24 protein-coding genes and 1 tRNA gene are annotated in these 22,967 nt (G+C 49.6%); 11 read left to right on the top strand and 14 right to left on the bottom strand.

Annotation, left to right across the window (positions count from 1 at the left end; translation table 11 throughout):
- The first annotated feature begins 1 nt into the window (after position 1).
- From G441_RS0100435 to G441_RS0100425, 3 genes are all read left to right on the top strand, one after another.
- Positions 2-77, top strand: a tRNA-Val gene (locus tag G441_RS0100435).
- A gap of 302 nt (positions 78-379) precedes the next feature.
- Positions 380-811 (top strand): hypothetical protein, encoded by a 432-nt coding sequence (locus G441_RS0100430; protein ID WP_156896238.1) that lies wholly within the window; start codon positions 380-382, stop codon positions 809-811.
- A 5-nt stretch (positions 812-816) separates the two neighbouring features.
- Positions 817-1,251 carry a hypothetical protein gene (locus G441_RS0100425; RefSeq protein ID WP_026374533.1) on the top strand — a complete coding sequence of 145 codons (435 nt, stop codon included), beginning with the start codon at positions 817-819 and terminating at the stop codon, positions 1,249-1,251.
- On the opposite strand, the gene G441_RS0100420 is transcribed toward G441_RS0100425, so the two are convergent.
- The 3 genes from G441_RS0100420 to G441_RS0100410 all read right to left on the bottom strand — a co-directional run bounded on the left by G441_RS0100420 (position 1,226) and on the right by G441_RS0100410 (position 3,849).
- Positions 1,226-1,621 carry a hypothetical protein gene (locus G441_RS0100420; RefSeq protein ID WP_026374532.1) on the bottom strand — a complete coding sequence of 132 codons (396 nt, stop codon included), beginning with the start codon at positions 1,619-1,621 and terminating at the stop codon, positions 1,226-1,228. The two genes, G441_RS0100425 and G441_RS0100420, sit on opposite strands and share 26 nt — an antisense overlap.
- A 9-nt stretch (positions 1,622-1,630) precedes the next feature.
- Positions 1,631-2,026, bottom strand: a complete 396-nt coding sequence (locus tag G441_RS0100415) for a hypothetical protein (RefSeq protein ID WP_156896237.1) — start codon at positions 2,024-2,026, stop codon at positions 1,631-1,633.
- A gap of 161 nt (positions 2,027-2,187) precedes the next feature.
- Positions 2,188-3,849 (bottom strand): aminotransferase class V-fold PLP-dependent enzyme, encoded by a 1,662-nt coding sequence (locus tag G441_RS0100410; protein WP_026374530.1) that lies wholly within the window; start codon positions 3,847-3,849, stop codon positions 2,188-2,190.
- A gap of 122 nt (positions 3,850-3,971) precedes the next feature.
- On the opposite strand from G441_RS0100410, the gene G441_RS0100405 reads away from it, so the two are divergent.
- Positions 3,972-4,436 carry an Lrp/AsnC family transcriptional regulator gene (locus G441_RS0100405; RefSeq protein ID WP_034474041.1) on the top strand — a complete coding sequence of 155 codons (465 nt, stop codon included), beginning with the start codon at positions 3,972-3,974 and terminating at the stop codon, positions 4,434-4,436.
- 40 nt (positions 4,437-4,476) lie between these two features.
- Here G441_RS0100405 and G441_RS19090 read toward each other — a convergent pair whose 3' ends face one another.
- Positions 4,477-5,145, bottom strand: coding sequence for a DUF2878 domain-containing protein (locus tag G441_RS19090; protein ID WP_051275228.1), 669 nt, complete (start codon positions 5,143-5,145; stop codon positions 4,477-4,479).
- 184 nt (positions 5,146-5,329) lie between these two features.
- On the opposite strand from G441_RS19090, the gene G441_RS0100395 reads away from it, so the two are divergent.
- The 4 genes from G441_RS0100395 (at position 5,330) to G441_RS17530 (ending at position 10,137) form a co-directional block, all read left to right on the top strand.
- Entirely contained in the window at positions 5,330-6,190 is an 861-nt protein-coding gene (locus tag G441_RS0100395; RefSeq protein ID WP_034474038.1) for a substrate-binding periplasmic protein, read from the top strand.
- Between the two features lie 126 nt (positions 6,191-6,316).
- On the top strand, positions 6,317-7,939 hold the full coding sequence (locus tag G441_RS0100390; RefSeq protein ID WP_026374527.1) for a response regulator: 1,623 nt from the start codon (positions 6,317-6,319) through the stop codon (positions 7,937-7,939).
- A 60-nt stretch (positions 7,940-7,999) separates the two neighbouring features.
- The gene (locus G441_RS0100385; protein ID WP_026374526.1) at positions 8,000-9,793 is read left to right on the top strand and encodes an ABCB family ABC transporter ATP-binding protein/permease; all 1,794 of its coding nucleotides are present in this window, start codon (positions 8,000-8,002) and stop codon (positions 9,791-9,793) included.
- Complete coding sequence (locus G441_RS17530) at positions 9,793-10,137, top strand: hypothetical protein (RefSeq protein ID WP_051275227.1); 345 nt, start codon at positions 9,793-9,795, stop codon at positions 10,135-10,137. Before G441_RS0100385 ends, G441_RS17530 begins: the two co-directional genes overlap by 1 nt.
- A 14-nt stretch (positions 10,138-10,151) precedes the next feature.
- Here G441_RS17530 and G441_RS0100375 read toward each other — a convergent pair whose 3' ends face one another.
- The 4 genes from G441_RS0100375 to G441_RS0100360 all read right to left on the bottom strand — a co-directional run bounded on the left by G441_RS0100375 (position 10,152) and on the right by G441_RS0100360 (position 13,822).
- Complete coding sequence (locus G441_RS0100375) at positions 10,152-11,498, bottom strand: class II 3-deoxy-7-phosphoheptulonate synthase (RefSeq protein ID WP_026374525.1); 1,347 nt, start codon at positions 11,496-11,498, stop codon at positions 10,152-10,154.
- Positions 11,499-11,610: 112 nt separating this feature from the next.
- On the bottom strand, positions 11,611-12,357 hold the full coding sequence (locus G441_RS17525) for an ATP-binding cassette domain-containing protein (RefSeq protein WP_051275226.1): 747 nt from the start codon (positions 12,355-12,357) through the stop codon (positions 11,611-11,613).
- Positions 12,354-13,346 (bottom strand): FecCD family ABC transporter permease, encoded by a 993-nt coding sequence (locus tag G441_RS0100365; RefSeq protein WP_051275225.1) that lies wholly within the window; start codon positions 13,344-13,346, stop codon positions 12,354-12,356. The genes G441_RS17525 and G441_RS0100365 overlap by 4 nt, the downstream gene beginning before the upstream one ends.
- Entirely contained in the window at positions 13,343-13,822 is a 480-nt protein-coding gene (locus G441_RS0100360) for a low molecular weight protein-tyrosine-phosphatase (protein ID WP_026374523.1), read from the bottom strand. Before G441_RS0100360 ends, G441_RS0100365 begins: the two co-directional genes overlap by 4 nt.
- A gap of 125 nt (positions 13,823-13,947) precedes the next feature.
- Between G441_RS0100360 and pepE the strand changes: the two genes are divergently transcribed.
- On the top strand, positions 13,948-14,637 hold the full coding sequence (gene pepE, locus G441_RS0100355; RefSeq protein ID WP_026374522.1) for a dipeptidase PepE: 690 nt from the start codon (positions 13,948-13,950) through the stop codon (positions 14,635-14,637).
- Here the strand turns inward: pepE and bioD are convergent.
- The 4 genes from bioD to bioB are packed head-to-tail and all read right to left on the bottom strand — an operon-like array spanning position 14,620 to position 18,305.
- Positions 14,620-15,315, bottom strand: coding sequence for a dethiobiotin synthase (bioD, locus tag G441_RS0100350; RefSeq protein ID WP_026374521.1), 696 nt, complete (start codon positions 15,313-15,315; stop codon positions 14,620-14,622). The genes pepE and bioD overlap by 18 nt on opposite strands.
- Entirely contained in the window at positions 15,308-16,075 is a 768-nt protein-coding gene (locus G441_RS0100345; RefSeq protein WP_026374520.1) for a methyltransferase domain-containing protein, read from the bottom strand. Before G441_RS0100345 ends, bioD begins: the two co-directional genes overlap by 8 nt.
- On the bottom strand, positions 16,063-17,217 hold the full coding sequence (locus tag G441_RS0100340) for an aminotransferase class I/II-fold pyridoxal phosphate-dependent enzyme (protein WP_026374519.1): 1,155 nt from the start codon (positions 17,215-17,217) through the stop codon (positions 16,063-16,065). The genes G441_RS0100345 and G441_RS0100340 overlap by 13 nt, the downstream gene beginning before the upstream one ends.
- Positions 17,217-18,305 carry a biotin synthase BioB gene (bioB, locus tag G441_RS0100335; RefSeq protein ID WP_026374518.1) on the bottom strand — a complete coding sequence of 363 codons (1,089 nt, stop codon included), beginning with the start codon at positions 18,303-18,305 and terminating at the stop codon, positions 17,217-17,219. The genes G441_RS0100340 and bioB overlap by 1 nt, the downstream gene beginning before the upstream one ends.
- Before the next feature lie 98 nt (positions 18,306-18,403).
- Between bioB and bioA the strand changes: the two genes are divergently transcribed.
- Positions 18,404-19,669 carry an adenosylmethionine--8-amino-7-oxononanoate transaminase gene (gene bioA / locus G441_RS0100330; protein ID WP_026374517.1) on the top strand — a complete coding sequence of 422 codons (1,266 nt, stop codon included), beginning with the start codon at positions 18,404-18,406 and terminating at the stop codon, positions 19,667-19,669.
- Here bioA and G441_RS0100325 read toward each other — a convergent pair.
- The gene (locus G441_RS0100325; protein WP_169726027.1) at positions 19,666-20,946 is read right to left on the bottom strand and encodes a GGDEF domain-containing protein; all 1,281 of its coding nucleotides are present in this window, start codon (positions 20,944-20,946) and stop codon (positions 19,666-19,668) included. The genes bioA and G441_RS0100325 overlap by 4 nt on opposite strands.
- A gap of 25 nt (positions 20,947-20,971) precedes the next feature.
- A complete protein-coding gene (locus tag G441_RS0100320; protein ID WP_026374515.1) occupies positions 20,972-21,364 on the bottom strand; it encodes a hypothetical protein in 393 nt (130 codons plus the stop codon).
- 139 nt (positions 21,365-21,503) lie between these two features.
- On the opposite strand from G441_RS0100320, the gene asnS reads away from it, so the two are divergent.
- Positions 21,504-22,901, top strand: a complete 1,398-nt coding sequence (gene asnS / locus G441_RS0100315; protein WP_026374514.1) for an asparagine--tRNA ligase — start codon at positions 21,504-21,506, stop codon at positions 22,899-22,901.
- Positions 22,902-22,967: the final 66 nt, after the last annotated feature.

Here is a 22,967-nt window from a genome sequence, read left to right as displayed (position 1 = left end):
AGGACGCTTAGCTCAGTTGGGAGAGCACCGCCCTTACAAGGCGGGGGTCACTGGTTCAAGCCCAGTAGCGTCCACCACCTTACTTTTTAAACACTTACGTCCAAACCAAAGCTCAGTTATCTGGAATTTTGATTAGATGTATGTCGGCCCCTTCCCGAATCCGTATACATGTATTCCAATGCTAACTCCCTAAACTAATGCTTTGGAAGTCATTCGGTAAACATGCCACTGGCAACTCTGTATGGCCCGGACGTTACATACGACGATTTAGTACAGGTGGTATATACTCTAATAGGCGAACTAATTATTGAAGGCATACCTTTATTAGTGAGCTAATATGTCGTTCAGTAGCACTTAATTACCAACAAGGATGAGGAATATGTATAGGACGCATGAGCGGTATTTTAAACTCTGGGTTGAAAATGATGTACTCATTGCTGTTTTTAGAGGGCAATGGGACGCGGCAATAACCCATGCTTATGCCGATGAGTTTAAAAAGGTCGCGGAGTCCATAATACATAAACCCTGGGCGCATATTACTTACCTCGACGACTGGGAGCTCGCTGATCAGGACTTTTTTCCCATTATTGGCCAGTTGGAATCATGGTGTATCCAAAACGGCATTGTCAGAGATGCCGTCGTATTTCCGCCCAATGCCCTGAAATCCCACGTATTATCGAAAGCCCTGAAAACCAGCAAATATAGCGAGTATTACCGAGAATTTAGTCGCGCCGACGAGGCACTGAGATGGCTATCGGAAAAGGGGTTCAGTCCCATCAGTGACACACTATCTTCGATGAAAAGCGCATAGATACTATGAAATCAAAATTTATTTACTTCATTGTCGTCTTGAGCCTTGCAATGGGAAGACCTGCACTGGCCAGTGACACGTGCCAAACATACATTCGCAGCGTACTGCCGGATTGGCAAGCGACCTACTCAGAAGGCGTTGATGTGCTGAGCAAGGAGCAATCCAAAGCGTTTTTTCAGGAGATGGTCATCCAGTTAATCGCGACCCTTCCTGAGCCTGATCAAAGCTGCAATGTCGATGCCACTGACGCGATAAAAACCTTAAGAGTTAAGGCAACAGCATTGGCTGGTACGCTGAAGTCGATTGAGGAATTTGTCGCCCCGCAGAGTAGTCATGAAACCGTCGCTTTGAGACACCCGCTCAGCCTGGCCTTCAGAGATAACCTGAATGCATTTTATGATGCACTGCACGACGCTAGGCTGAAGGCTGACGCGTACTGAACTTTTTCTCTAACCACGGGCGCGGTAATGCAATGTCTTTATCGATGAGAAACGGCAGGCTCACTTCAACATCTTTGACCATATAGCCTGCGCGAACAAACATACTGTTATCGTGAATCGCAACAGCAATGCAGCCAGCACATTGCAGACGGTTGTATGCACGCATCATTTCAGGAACCGAGTCGCCAGTTAAACCGGCACTAGCTTCAGGCAATTGAAGCAGTGCCCAGCGTTCGAGTCCTCTAGCAGACTCCAGGATAGCATCGGTGACCGCTCGGATACCGGCTTGGTTAAACCCCTCGGCGTATCGGTTGACGATAATATTGCCGTCAACCTCTACTGAAAATTTACCGTGAACAGGCTCGTGCATGCGTTGACTCTACTTGTGCCCGTCTATCCATTGCCTGGCAGAAGCAATATCTGAAAACTTCGCCACCTGCCACAAAAGACGCTTTTTCTTGAACTGCTCGGCGTACACATCCGCCACGTCGGCCAGAGCTTGATTAGGTACCACGAAAGCAATTTGCACCGACTCACTGTCGGCAGACTCGTGTTTTAAGGCATGAACCGTATCGTTAGTAACGTCTAATCGAATTTCGGTTGGGCTCAGGTCGAAATCCAAGACCGCAAGACAGTCAATAATGAGGTATCGCGTGTTATTGAAAGCCAGATTTCCATACAACGAATCATCAGCTTCCATCACGTCGTGCAGAGTAATGTGGCCCGAACAATGCCAGACAACACCGTGTTCTTCCCAGTTAAGTACTATTGGCACAAGTTTTTATTTTCTTAATGATCAGCGGTTTTAGCATAGTTGCTAACTAACATCATTACAAAACTTGATAACGGATTTGCAACGTCGCTTCAAACCACGGTGCCGTCCACCACTTTCCTAAAACTATTCTGCTACAACGTTGCTTGCTTTATGGCAAAGCATCAGGTCACCACCGCGAACGTCTCACAGCAATCCTGTGGCAATACAAACCAGCGCAGCGCCTCTGCTTTATCAGATAACTGTAATGGGAACGTCTGCCAATGGGTGTCAGGGGCAGTCAATATTGCCTTTGCCTGGCCAAGTAGTGCAGCGTAGTCAGGCAACTCTGGAGAATCGTCGACAACATGATGCTCATTGAAATTCATGTCTGTTAGTGACGTCGTCAACTTCGTCAGGTGCCCCTGGAAGCGCCACACGCCCTCAATGGCATCCCATTGGTAGTAAGGCAATAAACGCCAGCCAAATTCAGCAACCAGTTTGAGTGCCTGCAAAATGTAATCACACTCTTCATCACTAATGAAGTAATTGAAATTCAGTCGCACCCAGCCCGGGCGCAAGATCATGCTTCCAGCCTGAATTTCTTTTTCTATCTCGCGGCTATATGTCATGTCCATATCCAACAGGGCGTGGCCATATGGTCCCGCACAGGAGCAGCCGCCGCGCACCTGGATACCAAAAAGATCATTCAATAACGCTGTGACAAAACCGTAGTGAAGGTCCTTACCATTGTGTTTAAAGCGCAAGGAAAATATCGACAACCGCGAGGCATTTTTATCACCCAGCACATCGATTTGCTCAGTGCTGTTAAAGCATGCCATGGCTTTGTCTATCAACCGCTTTTCATGGGTTTCAATAGTGTCGATGCCGACATCCTGTTGAAGTTTGAAGACCAATCCTGCGCGAATGGATTCGACAATAGCGGGCGTTCCGCCCTCTTCACGTCGCTCGTGGTCGGCAATAAATTTGTGTCCTTCAGGTGTGACGTACATCACCGTGCCACCTCCGACAATGGCAGGCACTTCGTTGTTTAATACGCTTTGTTTGACCACCAGCACACCCGGCGTGCCTGGCCCTCCAACAAATTTGTGAGGAGAGATAAACACTGCATCAATAGGCGCATCGCCATTCATGTCAATCTTCACATAAGGACCGGCTGCAGCATAATCCCAGAACGCCAATGCACCGTGTCGTTTAAGAAGAGCGGTGATTGCACTGACATCGCTGCGCACTCCCGTCACATTTGACGCAGCCGAAAAGCTGCCAATTTTTACTTTACGCGTTGCATACTTACAGAGTTCCAGCTCAAGTGTCACCAGGTCGATTTGCCCGTTGTGATCAAGCGGAATAGCCACCACTTTTGCCAGACTTTCTCGCCACGGGAGCTCGTTGGAATGGTGTTCATAAGGCCCGATGAACACAACTGGACGTTCCTGCTCCGGAATTTGGCTGGACAATTGATACTCATCGTCCAGCGCCTTGGGCAGTCGTAAGCCCAGAATATCGACCATCTTGTTTATGCCGGTAGTTGCACCCGAGCCGCAAAAAATAACATTATCTTCAATGCTGGCGTTTACCGCTTTTTTGATGATACCGCGAGCCTGCTCACGCAAATGTGTGGTTTGTGCGCCTGTAAATGAGGTTTCTGTATGCGTATTGGCGTACGTGGGCAATACGTGGCCCTGGATATAATTTTCAATAAATCCAAGCGACCGGCCTGATGCTGTGTAATCAGCATATACCAATGGTTTTGTACCAAAGGGCGTCTCAAATACCCGGTTGGCACCAATAACACTTTTGCGAATACGTTCGATTAGGTTGCTCATATCTTCCTCACTTGCTGCGGGAAGATAGTAAATACAAACAACCAGAACAATATCCCCTTTACGTGCTAATATTTACCTTTATACGAAACAAATGTTCTTATTTTTATTTATTATTGGAACTTATGACCACTCTAGACAAAACAGATAAAAAATTACTGGCACGGCTGCAACATGATGCAAGCAAATCTGTGGGTGTATTGGCCGAGGAAATTGGTATCTCTAAATCAGCCTGCTGGCGTCGAATACAGCGTATGGAAGAAGACGGTATTATCCGCCAGAAAGTTACCCTGCTTGACCCAAGCAAAATAGGGGTAAAATTAATGGTGTTTATTTCGGTAAGAACCAATCAACACAATAAAGCCTGGGCAGATAAGTTTAAGCAAACGGTGGAGGTGATCCCTGGCGTGATGGAAGTTTACCGTATGGGCGGTGAGGTTGATTATCTTATCAAGGCGGCGGTCGAAGATATTGCCGGCTATGACCGGCTTTACCAGCGTCTGATACATGCGAACCTGTTCGAGGTAACAGCAGGATTTGTGATGGAAACGATCAAAAGTACGACGGAGTTTCCTATTGATGTCAATTAGCAACATCCCCGCCATTTCGGGGACGTCACTAAAATAGTAATCAGGCGAAACTGTTAGCTGCGCTAGAATCTTTGGACGCGCTATTTGATGACAGCTGTTTAGCTATGACATTGTCGATAGCGAAGCGGCCTGCACCCTGGAATGTCAGCGCAAGCGTCGCGGCAAACAGCGCGAGTGCAAATTCATAACCGTTGTTTGTTAAAAACAGTCCATTTTCGAAGTGCACGCTAAATATAGCAATCAGCATGGTGGGCACGACCAGTAACCAGCTGACACTGATTATTAGTGCAGCTTCAATCGTCGACAGGCCAAACTCCAATGCGCCGAGTCGAGCGCCTGCAAGGTAATTAAGTGGCGCAAAAATGGCCGCCACGGCAGTCAATAATACAGGTCGTGCGGTGAGCGAACGTAAGCTGTGACGAAGCGTGCCAGCAAAACCAAACCAAATGGCCATAAACCAGACAGGCACATGCCAACTCTGTTGTTCAGAGCCGAACACAAGTACTTGGTTTGCCGTTAATAAACTGTCCATGATGATGCCTACCACGCCACAGCAGACTATAACTTTTAGCTCCGTTAAGCGCTGCTTTGCCACTAGCACTATCGCAGATACCAGCAGAGCGAGCACGAGTAAAGCTTGCTCCTGCCAGAAAGCCGCGACGAACCAGATGGTTTGAAACAAGGCAAAATTGAGTAATGATGAAGACACGTAAGTACCTCAATGTTGATTCAATTGGCCTTTACTTTACCTTGCTTCCAATTACCTGAATGTGGAGTGGAAATTAACAATCTGTAATGTTCGGCAAACAGCAAATATCCACAGAGAATGGCGAGTTCTCCGCAAGCAGTGCTATAGTGACAGAGTGTTTATGGTTCCTTTAGCAGGGTGTGTTTTGGCAGCTTTTGCGGCAATTGCAGCATTTATTTTTTTTAGTCTGATAAGCATATCGGATGTTCAGGCTACAGAGAAAACACTAAAAATTACGTTGCCCTATATAGCCAATGATGAGCAAAGGAACCTTTATATTGAACAAGTGGTAACAAGGGCAGCTGACGCGACAGGTCACACCGTGCAGATTGCCCACTTTGATTTACCCACCAATGAAAGTCGCATACAGAAGATGCTGCAAGATGGGACACCGGGCATTGACGTCGCCTGGATGCCTGTGACGAAAGAGCGAATCGACACCATGCTGTTTGTACCAATATCCTTGTATTCCGGCCTGCACGGCAACCGATTGCTACTTATCCATGCCGACAGGCAGGCGGATTTCGCCGCATTGACATCGTTACAGGCCCTGGCAAAAATGATTGGACTGCAATATCAACACTGGGCGGAGTATCGGGTATTGATTGAAAACGGACTGCAAATCCATGGAGATCTGAAATACTCCGATATGTTCCGGGCTATCGATAGCGGCCTAGCTGATTATTTACCCCGCTCTGCGCTGACCATAAAAGACGAGCTTAAACGCTCACAATCGACCTCTATTGCCGTCGAGGGGTCACTAGTGTTGGTGTATCCCAGCTACTATTTTTTGTTCGTCAATAAAGCCAACCCTGAGCTTGCCTCGGCTCTGTCTACAGGCATGCGCATGATGCGTCAGCAAGGAACATTGCAAACCTTGTTTGAAGACACGTATGGCGAAAGGCTGGACGGTCTGGCACTGCAAAATAGACGCGTGTTCAGTCTCAATAACTCAGATATACCCGAGACGCTGTTACGCAATCAGGATACACAATGGCGACGCTAATGGTCGCCTTCTCTAATTCTCCTCACAAAATAAGCCTCATATTTGCTTAACCCATACAAAAATAAGCTTATCTTTTGCGTTTTCAGTACGATAAGCTAAATACAAAGCAAGCATAATACGGGCAAGATGAATCACAAGCTGGCCGGCAATACCAAGGTGTTGATCGTAGACGATCAGGTCCTTGCCAAGGGATATATGAAATACTCACTGGAGGAACTCGGCTTCAGTGATATCACCTATGTGGATAAAGCCAATCAGGCCTTGTCACAGATCCGTAAAGAGCATTTTGATCTGATTGTGTGCTCATACAATCTCAAAAAAGATCAGGATGGCTACTATCTGTATGAACAGCTCAAAGCAGAAAATGAGCTGTCTCCGCGCACCGCTTTCGTGTTCATCAGCGCCGATACCACACCGGATATCGTGCACAGTATTGTCGAACTTAAACCAGACGACTTTCTGGCCAAACCCTTTACCGTAAAAGAGCTCGATAAACGTCTTACTCGTGTATTGATGCGCAAGCAGGCACTCAAGCCAATTTACGAGCTGATGGAGCAGCGCCAGTTTGAAAAGGCCCTGTCGGAAGTAGAACTGTTTCTGGCCGACTCAAGCAATGCAGAGTTCTTCCCACTGGCACTGAAGACCAAAGGCGAACTGCTGGCAGCGTGCGGCTACCACGAGCAGGCCCGAAACTTTTATCAGGCTATTCTGAATGTACAGTCCTTCACCTGGGCGAAAATCGGCCTGGTAAAATCATTCATTCAGCTTGGCGATGAAGATGAAGCTGAAAAGCTCATTCTCGAACTTGCCTTTAAGCCAGACTCACAGCTGGCTGCATACGACCTGCTGGCCGGACTACAGATCAAGAAAAAGGACTACGAGGCGGCGTTGGAATGTGTTGTTGTTGCAACCGAAATATCACCGCGAAACATTCGTCGACACCGCACCGCCATGGATCTATCGCGGATCACCCATGATTACGAAACCCAGTTTGAAGCCGCGAAGAAAATTGTTAAGTTCGCCAAGGATTCGATTCACGACAAGCCAGAAAATTATCTTAATGTTGCCCGCGCGGGTCTCGACTACGCGATGGTGTCTGAAGAGTCTGAAACAGACAAATTGCTCAAACAGGCCTATGACTACGTTAAACAGGTCAAAGCCATGTTCCCCAAAAATGAACTGGGTGAACAGCTCAAGGTGCTGGATGCCCGACTCGCCTGCCTTGAAGATGATGTCGAAAATGCCCAGTCATTGCTTGCCCAGTTAAATGAGGAAAATTGGGAGAATGACAGTCTCGATTCACTGATTGATAAAGCCAAAGCGTTCCACGCCATAGGTTTATATGAACGGGCCTTATCCATTATGGAAAAAGTCGAACTGCGCTGTAAATCTGATCCCAATCAGGGTGATTTATTCCTGCACTACGTACAGCAGGAAAAGCAGGAAAAAGATGAGATCAGGCAAAGTCCCCGTGAACTCAATAACACGGCGGTTACTCACTACGAGCAAGGCAACGTGGATAGTGCTCTGGAGGTATTCAGTAAAGCCTTCACGATCATGCCAAAAAACCCATCTATTGCGCTCAATTTGTTGCAGGCCATTGCGGTTAAGGCCAAAGAAAGAAGGTTGCCAAGTAACACAAAGGCGGTCATTAATCAGTGCATTAAAACCATTGAAGATGGCAGTCTGAATCAGGATCAGGAACAGCGTTACCAAAAAGTGCGCGCAGTACTCACCGAGTCAATGTAGTTGCTGCGAGCACACCTAAACTTGTTATCATATAGATTCGATAGACTTCCGGCCTGACCTATGCGGCGCTCGCGATTCCCAAGCACAGACGACACCCACATTAACTGGCGCGTTTTTGCCAAGCTGTGGCCCTACCTACTTGAATTTAAGCAACGGGTGGCGCTGGCCCTGCTGTGCCTGATCGGGGCAAAAATTGCCAGCATTGGCTTACCCTTTGTGCTGAAACATACTGTTGATAGCCTGAATATTGACAGCACCGCGGATGCATTACTTACCGTTCCACTGGCGTTAATAGTTGCCTATGGTGTGCTCAGACTGGCCAATGTGCTGTTCGGTGAGATCAGAGATACGTTGTTTGGAAGAGTCACAGAACGCGCCATGCGTCGTCTGGGCCTGACCGTGTTTGACCATCTGCATAGACTGGATCTTGATTTTCACCTCAACCGGCAAACCGGAGGGCTGGCCAGAGACATCGAACGGGGCACCTCGGGGATCAGCTTTCTGATGCGATTCCTGGTGTTTAATATCGGCCCCACCCTGCTGGAAATCATACTGGTCGTGGGCGTACTGATTCACCAGTACGGTGCCAGGTTTGGCCTGACTATTCTGATTGCGGTCATTTTGTATGTGGGCTTTTCTGTTAAAGCGACAGACTGGCGAACACGTTTTGTGCGCGAAATGAATCAGGCTGACTCGACAACCAACAGTCGCGCAATAGACAGTTTGCTCAACTATGAAACCGTTAAATACTTCAATAACGAGCAATTTGAAGCCGCACGCTATGACACTAACCTCGCCGGCTGGGAACAGGCACGTCGTAAAAATCGTTTATCTCTGTTTGCCCTGAACGGTGGACAGGCGTTTATTATCGCGGCTGCAATGACATCGATGATGGCCATGGCTGCACTGGGTGTAGCGAATGGCGACATGACCATTGGTGATTTTGTGCTTATCAACGCCTTCACTATGCAGATATTCATGCCGCTTAATTTTCTGGGCTTTGTGTACCGTGAGATCCGCGGTTCGCTGGCCAATATAGAGAACCTGTTTAATCTATTGGAGAAAACGCCAAACGTCACGGATACGGCTAATGCTGCTGCCCTTAATATCTCTCAGGCCCGCATTAGCTTCGACAACGTTGATTTTCATTATCGTGAGGACAGGCCAATATTGAAAAACCTCAGTTTCACCATTGAGCCTGGCCAGAAGGTGGCAGTGGTGGGTGAAAGCGGCGCGGGTAAGTCGACATTGGTCAAGCTGCTGTTCCGTTTTTACGACGTCACCTCAGGTGCGATAAGCATTGACGGGCAGGATATTCGTCAGGTCACGCAACAATCGCTTCGCAAGACGATTGGTATCGTACCTCAGGATACCGTGTTGTTTAATGACACCATTCTGGAGAATGTCCGCTACGGCAATCCCCAGGCCTCTGATGATGACGTTATGCAGGCTATTAAACTGGCCCATCTGGATGCTTTTGTCACTTCTTTGCCTGGCGGCGTCGCGACCACCGTGGGAGAGCGAGGGCTGAAACTGTCCGGTGGTGAAAAACAGCGCGTGGCCATTGCCAGAACTATCTTGAAAAAGCCCCCTATTCTGGTGTTCGATGAAGCCACCTCCTCACTGGACAGCCAATCTGAAAAAGCCATCCTGACGGCGCTGCGAGAGATAGCCAAAGGCCATTCAAGTCTGGTCATCGCGCATCGCCTGTCGACTATCATTGATGCCGACAATATTGTCGTACTCAGCAACGGTCAGGTGGCTGAACAAGGTACCCACTCTCAGCTACTCGCACAGCGTGGCGTTTACGCCGCATTATGGAATGCCCAACAACATCAGCAGGAAGACAGCTAGTGCGCTCTCGCAAAGATCACCTTATTGATGCACAGTTATTAACCCTTCATCGTGCCATCGCTGACAAGCTTCAGCTCGATAAGTCGTTATTGGATACGGCGGATCATTTAATCAGCCAGCGTGCAAAAAGCGGTAGGCTAAGCAGGGGGAATCACATCGCTTGGATGAGTCTGATTGAACAGCTGCGAACAACACAAAACGTTGCAGACATACTGCTTAAGGATAATGAGGAAATGCGCCGCTTACTTAGAGTGTCGCCGCTTGGTAACTTGCTCACTGAATCGGAACGTGAGCAGGCATTTGCTCATGCTGCCGGCGCGCAGCGCGCCGACGACATATTCTAAAGCCAACAATTCGTCTATGCACCGCTACGCAAGTGATCGGCAACCAGAAATGCCATTTCCAATACCTGATCGGCGTTCAAACGCGGATCGCACTGGGTCTGATAGGCCTGCGCCAAATCGTCATCACTGATTTCGTAGGCACCACCAGTACATTCGGTCACATGCTGTCCGGTCATCTCAAGATGGATGCCGCCGGCATGAGTACCTTCGGCTTCGTGAGCGGCGAAGAACTGACGAATTTCTCGTAAAATTTCATCAAAATTACGGGTTTTGTAACCAGACGAGGCCTTTTTGGTGTTGCCGTGCATGGGGTCAGAGCTCCACACCACATTCCTGCCTTCCTGTTTCACCCGGCGTAGCAGACGTGGCAGGTTGTGCTCAAGCTTGTCCGCACCCATGCGGGTGATCAGGGTCAGACGGCCTGCCTCATTATCCGGGTTGAGCGCGTCAATCAAGCGGATCAACTCGTCATCCTGCATGGTTGGGCCAACCTTGACCCCAATAGGATTATGAATACCGCGGAAAAACTCCACATGTGCATGGTCAAGCTGGCGGGTACGCTCGCCAATCCATAGCATATGGGCCGAACAGTTATAGGGTTTGCCTGTCAGGGTATCGATGCGGGTTAAGGCCTGTTCATAGTTAAGTAACAGCGCCTCATGAGACGTAAACAGTGTGGTTTCATGCAGTGCCGCGTTGTTGGCGCTATTTATGCCAATCACATCCATAAACTCCAGAGTGTCCTGAATGCGTCGCGCCATGTCCTGGTAGCGTTCTTTAAGCGGATTGTTTTCAACGAACGCCATATTCCAGCGATTCACCTGATGTAAATCAGCCAGACCACCCTGGGCAAACGCGCGCAGCAAATTCAGCGTCGCAGCGGCACGATGATAGGCTTCGACCATCCGATTCGGATCTGGCTGACGTGATTGTTCAGTAAACTCAAAGCTGTTGATGATATCGCCACGGTAGCTGGGCAGGCTAACGCCATCAATGGTTTCCATGTCAGCCGAGCGCGGCTTGGCATACTGACCGGCCATACGGGCGACTTTAGTCACAGGGCAGCGGCCAGCAAACGTAAGGACGATGGCCATTTGCAGCAACACTTTAAAGGTATCGCGGATCTTAGGCGCATTAAACTCGTCAAAAGACTCGGCACAATCGCCGCCCTGTAATAGAAAGCCTTTACCTTCACACACCTGTCCGAGCTGCTTATAAAGCTCCCGTGTTTCTGCCGCAAAAACCAGCGGTGGATAAGACTTCAGCTTCGCCTCTACCTGCTCCAGTTGAGCGGTATCCTGATATGTAGGTTGCTGCAAGATGGGCTTACTGCGCCAGCTATCGATCTGCCATTGACTCACGTTCTTTCCTTTAGTTGTCAACGCGCCATGTATTGATTGTTGTAGTACGCGATTCGTCGGGCCAACGAGTGTAGAAGGATGGTGTAAAATTTCAATCAAATTTTCGTCTTTCTTATGACGTGGTCCAGGTAAACCCGCTTCCTCCGTGCGTATTGTTAATTTTTTCTACATTGCCGCCGAACGCAAGGCGTAAATTTTCAATGCTTAGTACCTGATGAGCCTCTCCACTTGCCAGCAGTTCGCCGCTTTTCATTATCCATACGTCATCAGCGTACTGACTGCTCTGGTTAATATCATGCAGGCTTACCAACACACTATTACCTAGCTCGGCGAGATGATTGCACAAACGGTGGAATTGATGTTGATGACGGATATCCAGCCCCTGCAGGGCTTCATCAAACATCACGAGCGCCTCACCACGTTCAATGGCCGGCCATACCTGTAGCAAAATCTGAGCAATCAACACACGCTGTTGCTCTCCACCGGATAGGGTGTCAAAAATCCGTCCAGTAAAAGGAGTAATTTCCAGAGCATCCTGCAACACAGCTGGCACGTCGGCTGTGTTGCTGTGCAAATGTAAAACATCTGCAACAGTCAAACGAAAAGGCGTACTACGATGTTGTAAATGCAGACACCTAAACGTCGCCAGCTGTGCCATCGCATATTCAGACAACGGACGATGATTTAGCGTGATATCTCCCTCGTAGTCACCAAGTAACCCGGCAAGACAATGCAGTAACGTCGTTTTACCCGCGCCATTCTCCCCCAGCACATGCACAACCCGGCCAGCCGTCATTGACAGCGACACATTAACCAGCCGGTCAGGTACGCTCAGATGATGACACGCTAACTGAATCATATACTCATCCGTGGAGAGCGCATTAGCGCCCAAATAAACAGCGGACCGCCAATGGTTGCAGTCAGCATGGACACCGGCAGTTGCGTGGTTGTCCAATGCTCAGTGCCTATCGCGACCCACACCATCAATAGCGCACCTACGATAGCCGACAGCGGCAACACCATGCGATTGTCATGACCGACAAGCAAACGTAGGAAGTGTGGAACTAACAAACCAATAAAGGCTATTGAGCCGGCCAGCGACACCGCCAGTCCAATTAACAACGCGGCACAGAGTAACTGGTTTCGCTCAAAGCGTTTTACGTCCAGTCCGCCAAGTGCGGCAAACTGCGCCCCGAAATAATAACGATTGAGACGCTCTCCCTGTCGGCAGCTTGCCCAAAGCGTCGCGGCGAGAATAGGTAACGCGACACTGAGTATCGACCAGTCAGCCTGATGCAAACTTCCCATCAGCCAGAAGGTAAGATTGCGCAGTGATTGCGCGTCACTGAACCAGTACATCCAGCCAATCATCGCGCCGGCAATGGTAGAAATAGCGATACCGGCCAGGATCACCGCACTTGATGAGGAAGATAATCGCTGCGCGATCACATATATAAGTGTGCCCGAGGCCAACGCACCGATAAAACATAGCAGTGGCAGGAAATAATGCAGCGGCCATACAGACGGCAGCACACCACTTAACAGGACCGTCGCGGCCACCAGACTAGCGCCGGAGCTAAGACCAATGATGCCAGGATCAGCCAACGGGTTACGTAATAATACCTGAAGACTTGCTGCACCCACCGACAAAGCTGCCCCAACGACGCTGGCAGTTATCAGCAAAGGCAGTCGAAACGTCAAGATGAGCTGTTGCTCAAGCGGATCTGACAATCTGCCCAGTGCTGGAAACACGAGCAGATAGGCAGCGCTGAGAAACAGCGCTACTAGCGCCAGGAAAAAAACGGGAAAACGTCGTATCGGCTTAACTTCAGCCTGGTGCGTGGTCATTCCTTGTCACGTTGAACGATATGGTCAAGCATCCCCTCTGAAGCGTCTTCGATGAGGTCCAGCACCAGCTCGAATCCTTTGCGGCCACCGTAGTAAGGATCGGGCACTTCGTCATAGTCACTTTGTGCAAACGAGAGGAACAAGTGCAATTTATGCTGCAAATCAGCCGGGCAACGCGCCTGCAGGTCCGACATATTGGCATTGTCCATCGCCACAATGTAATCAAATTGCACGAAATCATCATCCTGCACACGGCGACAGCGCAGATGCTTCATCTGATATCCGCGCTTCAATGCGACTTCCTGCGCACGTTTGTCAGGCGGGCTGCCGGTGTGATAGCCCATTGTACCGGCAGAATCAGCACTGATAAGTATATTGCGCTGCTGCGCTTTGGTGGCAAACACTGCTTCAGCAGTCGGAGAACGACAAATATTGCCAAGACAAACAAACAATACCGATAGTTGAGAATCGGCCATAGGGCTCCTCGCGGTCAGATAAAAATGTGCAACTTACGGTTTGGTTGAGTAGTGTATCGGCCTATAATCCGCTTTACCAATCAATTAAAACAATAAGGGGACCCTTACCTGTGCTAAATGTTCTGATGTTAAGCAGTTCCAGACGAGGTAACGAAGAGTATCTGGAACACGCCGTTGCCATGTTCCATGCCCATTTAGGCGATGTGAAGCGCGCGATTTTTGTGCCCTTTGCTGGCGTATCCATAGGCTGGGACGACTATACGGACAAAGTGCAGCGGGCATTACCTGATCTGGAAATTAGAGGCTTGCACCAGTGCGCGGACAAACAACAGGCAGTTATGGATGCAGACGCCATCATGGTAGGCGGCGGTAATACCTTTAATCTGCTCAATGAACTTTATGTAAATAACCTTATTGAGCCGTTAAAAAAGGTCGCACTACGAGGTACACCCTATATCGGCTGGAGTGCAGGCTCTAACATTTGTGGTAACAGCATTCGTACCACAAACGATATGCCGATTATTCAGCCACCATCATTCGAAGCACTGAATCTGGTGCCTTTTCAGCTTAATCCGCATTACACCGATTACATCCCCCCCGGACATAACGGCGAAACGCGAGCCGAGCGAATCAGCGAATTTTGCACACTGGAACCAAACATGCCGGTAATCGGCATTAGAGAGGGCACCGCGTTGCAGCGCAAAGGGGACAGTCTCACCCTGCTGGGTGCCGAGGCTGGCGTGATGTTTCTAGATAAGTCGCAATCCGCGATAGCGCCCGGACAGGATCTGAGCCATTTACTCAATATCAACTAGCAGGCGCTGGTTCAGAAAACCTGAGGCGTCACCTGTATTGGCCAAAAAGGGAATATGGCCCAGAAGCGGCGCTGGCAACAAATGTGTCAGCGCGGCCAGATTATCTTCCAGATATGCCATACCCGGGTCGATTTCATTGGCTACCCAGCCTGCCAGTTTCAGGCCGTCCTGCTGGATAGCTTCACAGGTGAGCAAGGCATGATTAAGACACCCTAAGCGCATGCCCACCACCAAAATCACCGGCATATCAAACAGCATCGGAAAACTGGATAAATACGCATCTTGTTCAAGCGGCAGTCGCCAGCCACCAGCACCTTCTACCACAATCACATCCGGCTGTTTTGCGACCAGGCGTTCATATCCCCGCGTAATGGCAGCAAACTCAATGGGCTGGCCGACACGATGAGCAGCCAGGTGAGGAGCTACCGGGTCGGCAAAGGCAATGGGATTCACCTCTTCGTAGCTCAGGTTGACACTACAATGTTCCAGCATAGCCAAAGCGTCCGCATTGCGTAAGCCCTGCTCTGTGTCCAAACAACCGGCTGACACCGGCTTGTAAGCAGCCGTTTTCAGACCTTGTGAGTTGAGCGTTTTCAACAGTGCCGTAGAGACTACTGTTTTGCCTACATCGGTGTCGGTACCGGTAATAAAAAAAGATATAGGACTTGCTTCACTCATGGTTTTTTATCACCTGTAAAAATGTCACATTGTAGGTCAGGGGCAATCTGCCATTTTTGGCAAAGTGCTGCTCATATTCATGCTCGAGTCGCAGCAAAGAACGACGATTAAGCGGTCTGTGATCGGTTTGGGTCAGAGTACTGGCACCGATGTGACGTATTGAATTGAGTAACGACAGTATATCAGGATGCCAACTGGTATAAGCGCGAGTATGGCTTGCCGTTCTTAATCCCGCTTTTTCCGCCGCTGAATGCCAATGCTGGCTGTCAAAAAAGCGATTACCAAGCAGCTGACCATCGATCATCTGACGGCATTTATGTAATTCAGTGAATGAGCCTGCACTCATGATCGCTAGCGTGCCTCGTGCGCCAGGTCGCATGACTCTTGCACACTCGAGCATGGCCTGTTCAGCGCTGCTGCACCACTGCAGCGCCATGCTGGAAAACACGCCATTTACTGACTGTGCTGCCAATGGCAGATCCTCCGCGTCAGCACAGATCCAGTCAGCATTGGACACCGAGTCGCGAGCCTGGCTAAGCATGCCATAGGCAAGGTCAACACCAAGCATATGGCTGCATTTGCTTAGTAGCTGTTTTGCATAACGACTGGTACCACAGCCGATATCCAGCAAGGTGCCATCGCATCCCGGTAGAAGTGATAATGCATCAAACGCAATATCAGCCTGAATATCGGCAAACCTGTCGTACATTGTCGCCGCACGGCTGAACTGGCGGGCGATGCGCTGCTTTAGCTCTGGCATGCTTCATCCTGCCTGACAGGTTCAATCACTAGCGCCAACGCGTCCAGCAATGCATCGATGTCCTGCTGACTGTGCAGTGCTGACAAGGTGATGCGTAAACGATCGCTGCCTTTCGGTACCGTGGGCGTGCGCATTGCACCGCACCATATTCCCAGACCACGCAGGCGTTCGCTGATATCTACGGTGCGCTTAGGGCAACCGATGATAACAGGCTGGATAGCGGACTCACTCTTGGTAATCGGTAATGCCCGTTGGACTGCTCCATGCCTGAAATAGGCAATATTTTCAGCCAATCGCTGATAGGGTTTTTCACTCATTATCAGCTTGATACTGGCGAGGGTCGCGCAGGCCTGTGCGGCCGGCATGGCGGTGCTATATATGTAATGCCTTGAAAAATTCATCAGGTAGTCAATCAGGTCGTCACTGCCGGCAACAAAGGCACCTGCCGTCCCTACGGCTTTGCCAAAGGTCGCCATGTAAATGTCTGCACTGGTAGAGGGATGGATGGTTTCGCTGGTCATAAATCCATGGGCGTCATCTACCATCAGCCACGCACCGTGAGCACTTGCCAGTTCACCAAGTTCGCCGATACGGCCCGTATCGCCATCCATACTGAACACACCTTCCGTCGCAAGCAGTACATCACCCTCGGCCTTTGCCAACAGCGCCTCGCAGTGTGACATGTCATTGTGTCGAAACCGCGAGAGCTGCGCGTTGGAGGACAAGGCGCCATCAATGAACGAAGCGTGCATCAGCTTGTCTGAGACAATCGTGCCGCTAGCAGAAAATAATGCCTGACACACGCCCTGATTGGCGGCAAAGCCTGAAGAGAACAGCAGTACTCTGGAATAGCCAAGCGTCTTTGCAATGAACTGCTCCAGCGCATCATGCGCATCACTGTAACCGGTTACCAGTGGCGATGCCCCACTGCCGCTGCCATATTTAGCTAGCCCTTCGGCAAAAGACTGCAGCACATCGGGGTGCTGGCGCATGCCCAGATAGTCATTGCTCGCGAAATTTAAATAGTGCCGGCCATCAATTTCGACGATACCGTCACGCTCGCTCTGTACGATACTACGCTTGCGTAGCAGTCCTTGTTCTGCCCTACTGGCGAGCGATGTTTTAATAAAATCGAATGCCATCAGGCCTGTTCTGTCTGACGCGAGGCCTTCTGTGTGGCATCGTAAAACAGTGGCTCCTGCTGCGACGTCTCAGACTCACTGATTTCATCCTGCAGAGCGGCCACGTAGGCTTCATCAGAGTAGTCACGACTGCGCTCGGCGTTAATGCCTAACTTCCTGAACAGTTGCACATCCTCATTGGTTTCCGGGTTAGATGTGGTTAACAGCTTGCAACCGTAGAAAATGGAATTGGCACCAGCCATAAAGCACAATGCCTGCATCTGCTCGTTCATCGCTTCACGACCTGCGGACAGGCGCACATACGACTGGGGCATCATAATTCTGGCCACGGCGATGGTGCGGATGAACTCAAATGGTTCCAGATCATCAACACTGTCAAGCGGCGTGCCTTTGACCTTTACCAGCATGTTTATAGGCACACTTTCCGGGTGCTTTGGCAAATTTGCCAGTTGTACCAGCAGCCCGGCTCTATCGCCGGCCGACTCGCCCATACCAACAATACCGCCTGAGCACACATTCATGCCCGCATCGCGCACATGTGACAGGGTATCGAGTCGGTCCTGATAGGTCCGAGTTGAAATAATATCGCCGTAAAATTCAGGCGAGGTATCCAGATTATGGTTATAGTAATCCAGCCCTGCCTGCTTGAGCGCAACGGCCTGCTCGCGAGTCAGCATGCCCAGGGTCATACAGGTTTCCAGGCCGAGCTTTTTTACCTCTTTGACCATGTCGATGACATAAGGCATATCTCGGTCTTTCGGGTTACGCCATGCCGCCCCCATACAAAAACGGGTTGAACCGGTCGCTTTGGCTTCGCGGGCACGTTCGATAACTTTCTCGATTTCAAGTAAGCGTTCTTTTTCCAGTCCGGTATCATAGCGCGCACTTTGCGGACAGTATTTGCAATCTTCCGGACACGCGCCGGTCTTTATCGATAGCAGCGTTGATACCTGCACCTGATTGGGATCAAAGTACTTTCTGTGAATACTTTGCGCGTTGAACAAGAGATCGTTAAACGGCAATGAAAACAGGCTTTGGACTTCTTCTACACTCCAATCGTGGCGAAGCTCAGGAGACGAAACTGACATGAATGACTCTTTACAAGGAAAAATGACTCGCTTAGTCTAGGCGCGCAGCACCACTTGTCAACTCTGACCATTTACAAAAGTTTACTAACGGTTATAATTTGAACAATATTGAATTTGATAAGCAGCATATCTGGCATCCATATACGTCTGCGCTTAATCCCCTACCCTGCTACGAAGTAGAGAGTGCCAGCGGCGTGATGCTGAAACTTGCAGACGGGCGGGAACTTGTTGATGGCATGTCATCCTGGTGGGCAGCTGTGCATGGCTACAATCACCCAGTATTGAATGATGCTGCTAAAAACCAGATCGATAAAATGTCGCACGTCATGTTCGGCGGTATTACTCATCAACCGGCTATCACACTGTGCAAACAGCTCTTGGACATTGCACCGTCCGGCCTTGAGCGAGTATTCCTGGCAGACTCTGGTTCGGTCAGTGTTGAGGTAGCGATGAAAATGGCGCTGCAATATTGGGCCTGTCAGGGCAACAGCGCGAAACATAAGTTCGTTACCCTGCGCAACGGCTACCACGGCGACACCTTCAATGCGATGTCGGTGTGCGATCCTGTCAATGGCATGCACAGTTTATTTAACAAGGTCTTGCCCCACCAGCTGTTCGCCCCTGCACCACAAACGCGCTTTGATCAGGTCTGGAATGAGGACGACATTGCGCCGCTCGAAGACCTGATCAGTCAACATCACAACGATATTGCCGCGCTGATTCTGGAGCCTATTGTGCAGGGCGCTGGCGGCATGCGTATGTATCATAAAGAATATCTGCGTCGTGCCAGACAGCTATGTGATGACTATCAGATCCTGTTGATTTGCGACGAGATTGCCACAGGGTTTGGTCGCACGGGCAAGCTGTTTGCCTGCGATCACGCACAGATCAGTCCGGATATTTTGTGTCTGGGTAAAGCACTGACCGGTGGCTATCTGACATTGGCCGCGACACTCTGTACAGAAGACGTTGCCGTTGGTGTGTGTCAGGGCGAGCCTGGCGTATTTATGCACGGTCCAACCTATATGGGCAACCCACTGGCCTGCGCGGTGGCCAGTGCTAGTGTCGGGCTAATTCAACAGGGACAATGGCAACAACAGGTCCCAGCCATTGAGCAACAGCTTAAAGTCGAATTAGCACCGTGCCTCAGCCTGCCAGCCGTTGCGGATGTAAGGGTTCTGGGTGCAATTGGCGTGGTCGAGTGTCGCGCCGCCGTAGATGTGGCAAGTATTCAAAAACGCTTCGTTGAATCAGGCGTATGGATACGCCCCTTTGGTAAGCTGGTGTATATTATGCCGCCTTATGTGATCACTTCTGAGCAGCTAACGCAACTGACAGACGCTATTTACAGAGCGTTGGCTTAACCTGCCACCGTCACCCGGTTTTTGCCCGCGCGTTTGGATTCATAAAGCGCGCGATCCGCCGCTTTGAACCAGGTTTCCACATTTTTATCAATTCCACTTACACCAAAACTGCAAGTTACCTGCCCTATTTCAAATCGATGAAGCTCAATAGCGTTTCTGAGCTTTTTGGCGAGCAGTCGTGCTTCATCACATTCGGTGCGCGGACAAATTACTGCAAACTCCTCCCCTCCCCAACGAGCCAACTCATCTGAAGAACGAATATTGTTAGACACCAGAGTAACAAGGTCTTTCAATATTACGTCGCCTACGTCATGACCATGGGTATCATTGATGACCTTAAAGTTATCTATATCTATCAGGATCATCGCACTGGGCTGATTATTTTCGACGAAATCGTGTATCGTCTCTTCGATTATCTTACCCAACCCTGAGCGATTAAGTGCTCCGGTCAACGGGTCCGTGACGGCCATCTTTTTGTATCTGTCTTTTTCATGATCCAGGAAAGAATTGACCCGCTGTAACTGCTCCGAACGCGCCTTCATTTCACGCGATTCGTCATATAGCTTTTTATAAAATACGCCAGCATAAGCGAGGCTAAGCGATACCCAAAGTGTTAGCAGTGTCAGATAGAGTTCACTGTTAGATAGATATTTTCCGCTCAAAGAGAGATGGTGAATGCCGATGGTCTGGGTGCGCGACATTTCATTATCGCCGCTTGTAATGCGCAGTTTGACGACATTATCAAGATTAGGTTCACCTTTTAATTCATCCGTCGGATTGTTCAGCAACCACCAGGACGGCACGCTAAAGGAGCGAATCGGCAACGCAAATGTGGCACTTTGCTGCTCGACAAATACCGTGCGCAGATTTGCTCTTTCATGACTCGCGGTGTCTGCGTCGGGCTCAGCATTGACCAGATAGACCATGGTGGTATCTTCGAGCGAGGACGCAAACTCAAGACCGACATTTAGCTCGTCGTAGCGATTTACATCCAAAGCACCGGACAGGTTTATCTGTAAACCACAAAATGCATGAGTGTTTTGTACAGCAACAATATTGCAGTCAATGCGTAAGCTATCTGAGTCTGGTAGCAGAGATGCTGAGGAAAGCCCTTCGTTGATGCCATCCATGTATAACTCAACGTCAACGTTTTCGTTTGGAAAAACCTGATAAGCGATATTCATTCCAAAGTGCTGCCATACGATTAGCACCACTGTGATAACGGCAAGAGCCGGGTAACCTCGTAACACGAACCTGAGTAGCTTTGTAGTATTCACGCTGGGCATCACCCACCTGGGAGTTTCAGATTGTGCCAAGAGACACATTCAGTGTCACCAGGCTCACGATAACAATGATAGACAATAAAACGAGGCTTATGCCAAAACGGTCTTGTTTTCTGCGAGTACGGCGCAGCCGAAGCACAATACTCAACAAGCTTAATATCAGGCAGGTACGCAGCGTCCACAACAATCCCGCGGCGAGCGAACGATCCCACCCCTGCCGTGCTTTTACCCCCCAGTACTCTTGCACACCGGTACTTAATTCGGGTCGTGCAAAATGAAATAGTACCAGGGCGATAATGAGACCAACCCATGCTAACACGCTCAAACCAACGACGGTTTTGTACAATATATCCCGATGTCTTGGCAATTGACGACGCTCTTCGCCCTGCCATTGATTATTTTGCTCTGTCATGGGTGGTTTTGGCGGTATTTTTACTTGTGTCTTAGTGTCAGCTAAGTAAGATTACACACCCTGTGTCTACAGCGTCAAATCTGACCGTGCAGGCACAGTGATGTAGCAAATTATTCAAATATTATGTGGAGAAATTAACATGACGCACACCCCTGTGGTGGATGTTCTTGCTGGCAAAGTTGCCGAGGGAGAAGAAGTCACCGTCAAAGGATGGGTAAGAACCCGCCGTGACTCAAAAGCCGGGCTGTCATTCGTGGCATTGCATGACGGCAGCTGTTTCGATCCTCTTCAAGTCATCGCGTTGAATAATTTGCCGAATTACGATCAGGTTCAGAAGCTGACCACAGGCTGCTCTGTCAGTGCGACAGGCACTGTGAAAGCGTCTGAAGGCAAAGGGCAAGCGTGGGAAATAGATGCAACAAGCATCGAAGTGCTGGGCTGGGTAGAGAACCCAGACACCTATCCAATGGCCGCAAAACGCCACAGCATTGAGTTTTTGCGCGAACACGCTCATCTGCGCCCACGCACTAATGTAATTGGCGCGGTAACGCGGGTTCGCAACTGTCTGTCACAGGCAATTCATCGGTTTTTCCATGAGCGTGGTTACTTCTGGATCAGTACGCCGATCATCACTGCCAGCGATACTGAAGGCGCTGGCGAGATGTTCCGCGTATCAACACTGGATATGCTCAACCCGCCTACAACAGATAAAGGCGACGTGGATTTCAGTGAAGACTTCTTTGGTAAAGAAACCTTCCTGACCGTTTCGGGCCAGCTTAACGTTGAAACCTATAGTAATGCGATGTCAAAGGTGTACACCTTTGGTCCTACGTTCAGAGCCGAGAATTCAAATACCAGCCGCCACCTGGCTGAGTTCTGGATGATCGAGCCTGAGGTGGCATTTGCTGACTTATCTGACATCGCTTCCCTGGCGGAAGATATGCTGAAGTACGTCTTTAAAGCTGTACTTGAGGAACGTGCGGATGATATGGCGTTTTTTGCCCAGCGCATTCAAAAAGATGCCATTACCCGGTTGCAGAAGGTGATTGAACAGGATTTCGTGCACATGGACTATACCGACGCCATTGAGATCCTGAAAAACTGTGGCAAGACGTTTGAGTTCCCTGTTGAGTGGGGTATCGATCTGGCCTCCGAGCATGAACGTTATCTGGCAGAAGAGCACGTGGGTGCGCCAATCATCATGAAGAACTATCCGAAAGATATTAAAGCCTTCTACATGCGCCTTAACGATGACGGTAAAACCGTTGCTGCAATGGATGTGCTGGCTCCTGGGATCGGCGAGATCATCGGTGGTTCACAGCGTGAAGAACGTCTTGACGTATTTGACGAGCGTCTTGAAGAGATGGGGCTAGATAAAGAAGACTATGGTTGGTATCGCGATCTACGCCGCTATGGCACCGTGCCGCACGCCGGCTTTGGGCTTGGTTTCGAGCGTCTGGTTGCCTACGTTACAGGCATGCAAAATGTACGCGACGTGATCCCGTTCCCCCGTACACCAGGCAATGCAAGTTACTAATCTTGAATGAATTGTCAGACAAGCGGCCAAAAGGCCGCTTTTTTTATGGCGCAGCGTTATTTAGGT

Source organism: Aestuariibacter salexigens DSM 15300 (genome assembly GCF_000429145.1).
Classification (GTDB): domain Bacteria; phylum Pseudomonadota; class Gammaproteobacteria; order Enterobacterales; family Alteromonadaceae; genus Aestuariibacter; species Aestuariibacter salexigens.
The sequence above is the reverse complement of the archived record's forward strand: the minus strand, read 5'-3'. Positions and strand labels throughout refer to the sequence as shown.

Coding starts and splice junctions, on each gene's coding strand:
- G441_RS0100365 (WP_051275225.1), bottom strand. CDS start 13,346: ATGACCACGCACCAGGCTGAAGTTAAGCCGATACGACGTTTTCCCGTT.
- G441_RS0100345 (WP_026374520.1), bottom strand. CDS start 16,075: ATGCCAGAGCTAAAGCAGCGCATCGCCCGCCAGTTCAGCCGTGCGGCG.
- G441_RS0100430 (WP_156896238.1), top strand. CDS start 380: ATGTATAGGACGCATGAGCGGTATTTTAAACTCTGGGTTGAAAATGAT.
- G441_RS0100360 (WP_026374523.1), bottom strand. CDS start 13,822: ATGGCCGATTCTCAACTATCGGTATTGTTTGTTTGTCTTGGCAATATT.
- G441_RS0100405 (WP_034474041.1), top strand. CDS start 3,972: ATGACCACTCTAGACAAAACAGATAAAAAATTACTGGCACGGCTGCAA.
- G441_RS0100425 (WP_026374533.1), top strand. CDS start 817: ATGAAATCAAAATTTATTTACTTCATTGTCGTCTTGAGCCTTGCAATG.
- G441_RS0100410 (WP_026374530.1), bottom strand. CDS start 3,849: ATGAGCAACCTAATCGAACGTATTCGCAAAAGTGTTATTGGTGCCAAC.
- bioB (WP_026374518.1), bottom strand. CDS start 18,305: ATGTCAGTTTCGTCTCCTGAGCTTCGCCACGATTGGAGTGTAGAAGAA.
- G441_RS0100420 (WP_026374532.1), bottom strand. CDS start 1,621: ATGCACGAGCCTGTTCACGGTAAATTTTCAGTAGAGGTTGACGGCAAT.
- G441_RS0100385 (WP_026374526.1), top strand. CDS start 8,000: ATGCGGCGCTCGCGATTCCCAAGCACAGACGACACCCACATTAACTGG.
- bioD (WP_026374521.1), bottom strand. CDS start 15,315: ATGAGTGAAGCAAGTCCTATATCTTTTTTTATTACCGGTACCGACACC.
- asnS (WP_026374514.1), top strand. CDS start 21,504: ATGACGCACACCCCTGTGGTGGATGTTCTTGCTGGCAAAGTTGCCGAG.
- G441_RS0100320 (WP_026374515.1), bottom strand. CDS start 21,364: ATGACAGAGCAAAATAATCAATGGCAGGGCGAAGAGCGTCGTCAATTG.
- G441_RS0100390 (WP_026374527.1), top strand. CDS start 6,317: ATGAATCACAAGCTGGCCGGCAATACCAAGGTGTTGATCGTAGACGAT.
- G441_RS0100340 (WP_026374519.1), bottom strand. CDS start 17,217: ATGGCATTCGATTTTATTAAAACATCGCTCGCCAGTAGGGCAGAACAA.
- G441_RS17525 (WP_051275226.1), bottom strand. CDS start 12,357: ATGATTCAGTTAGCGTGTCATCATCTGAGCGTACCTGACCGGCTGGTT.
- pepE (WP_026374522.1), top strand. CDS start 13,948: ATGTTAAGCAGTTCCAGACGAGGTAACGAAGAGTATCTGGAACACGCC.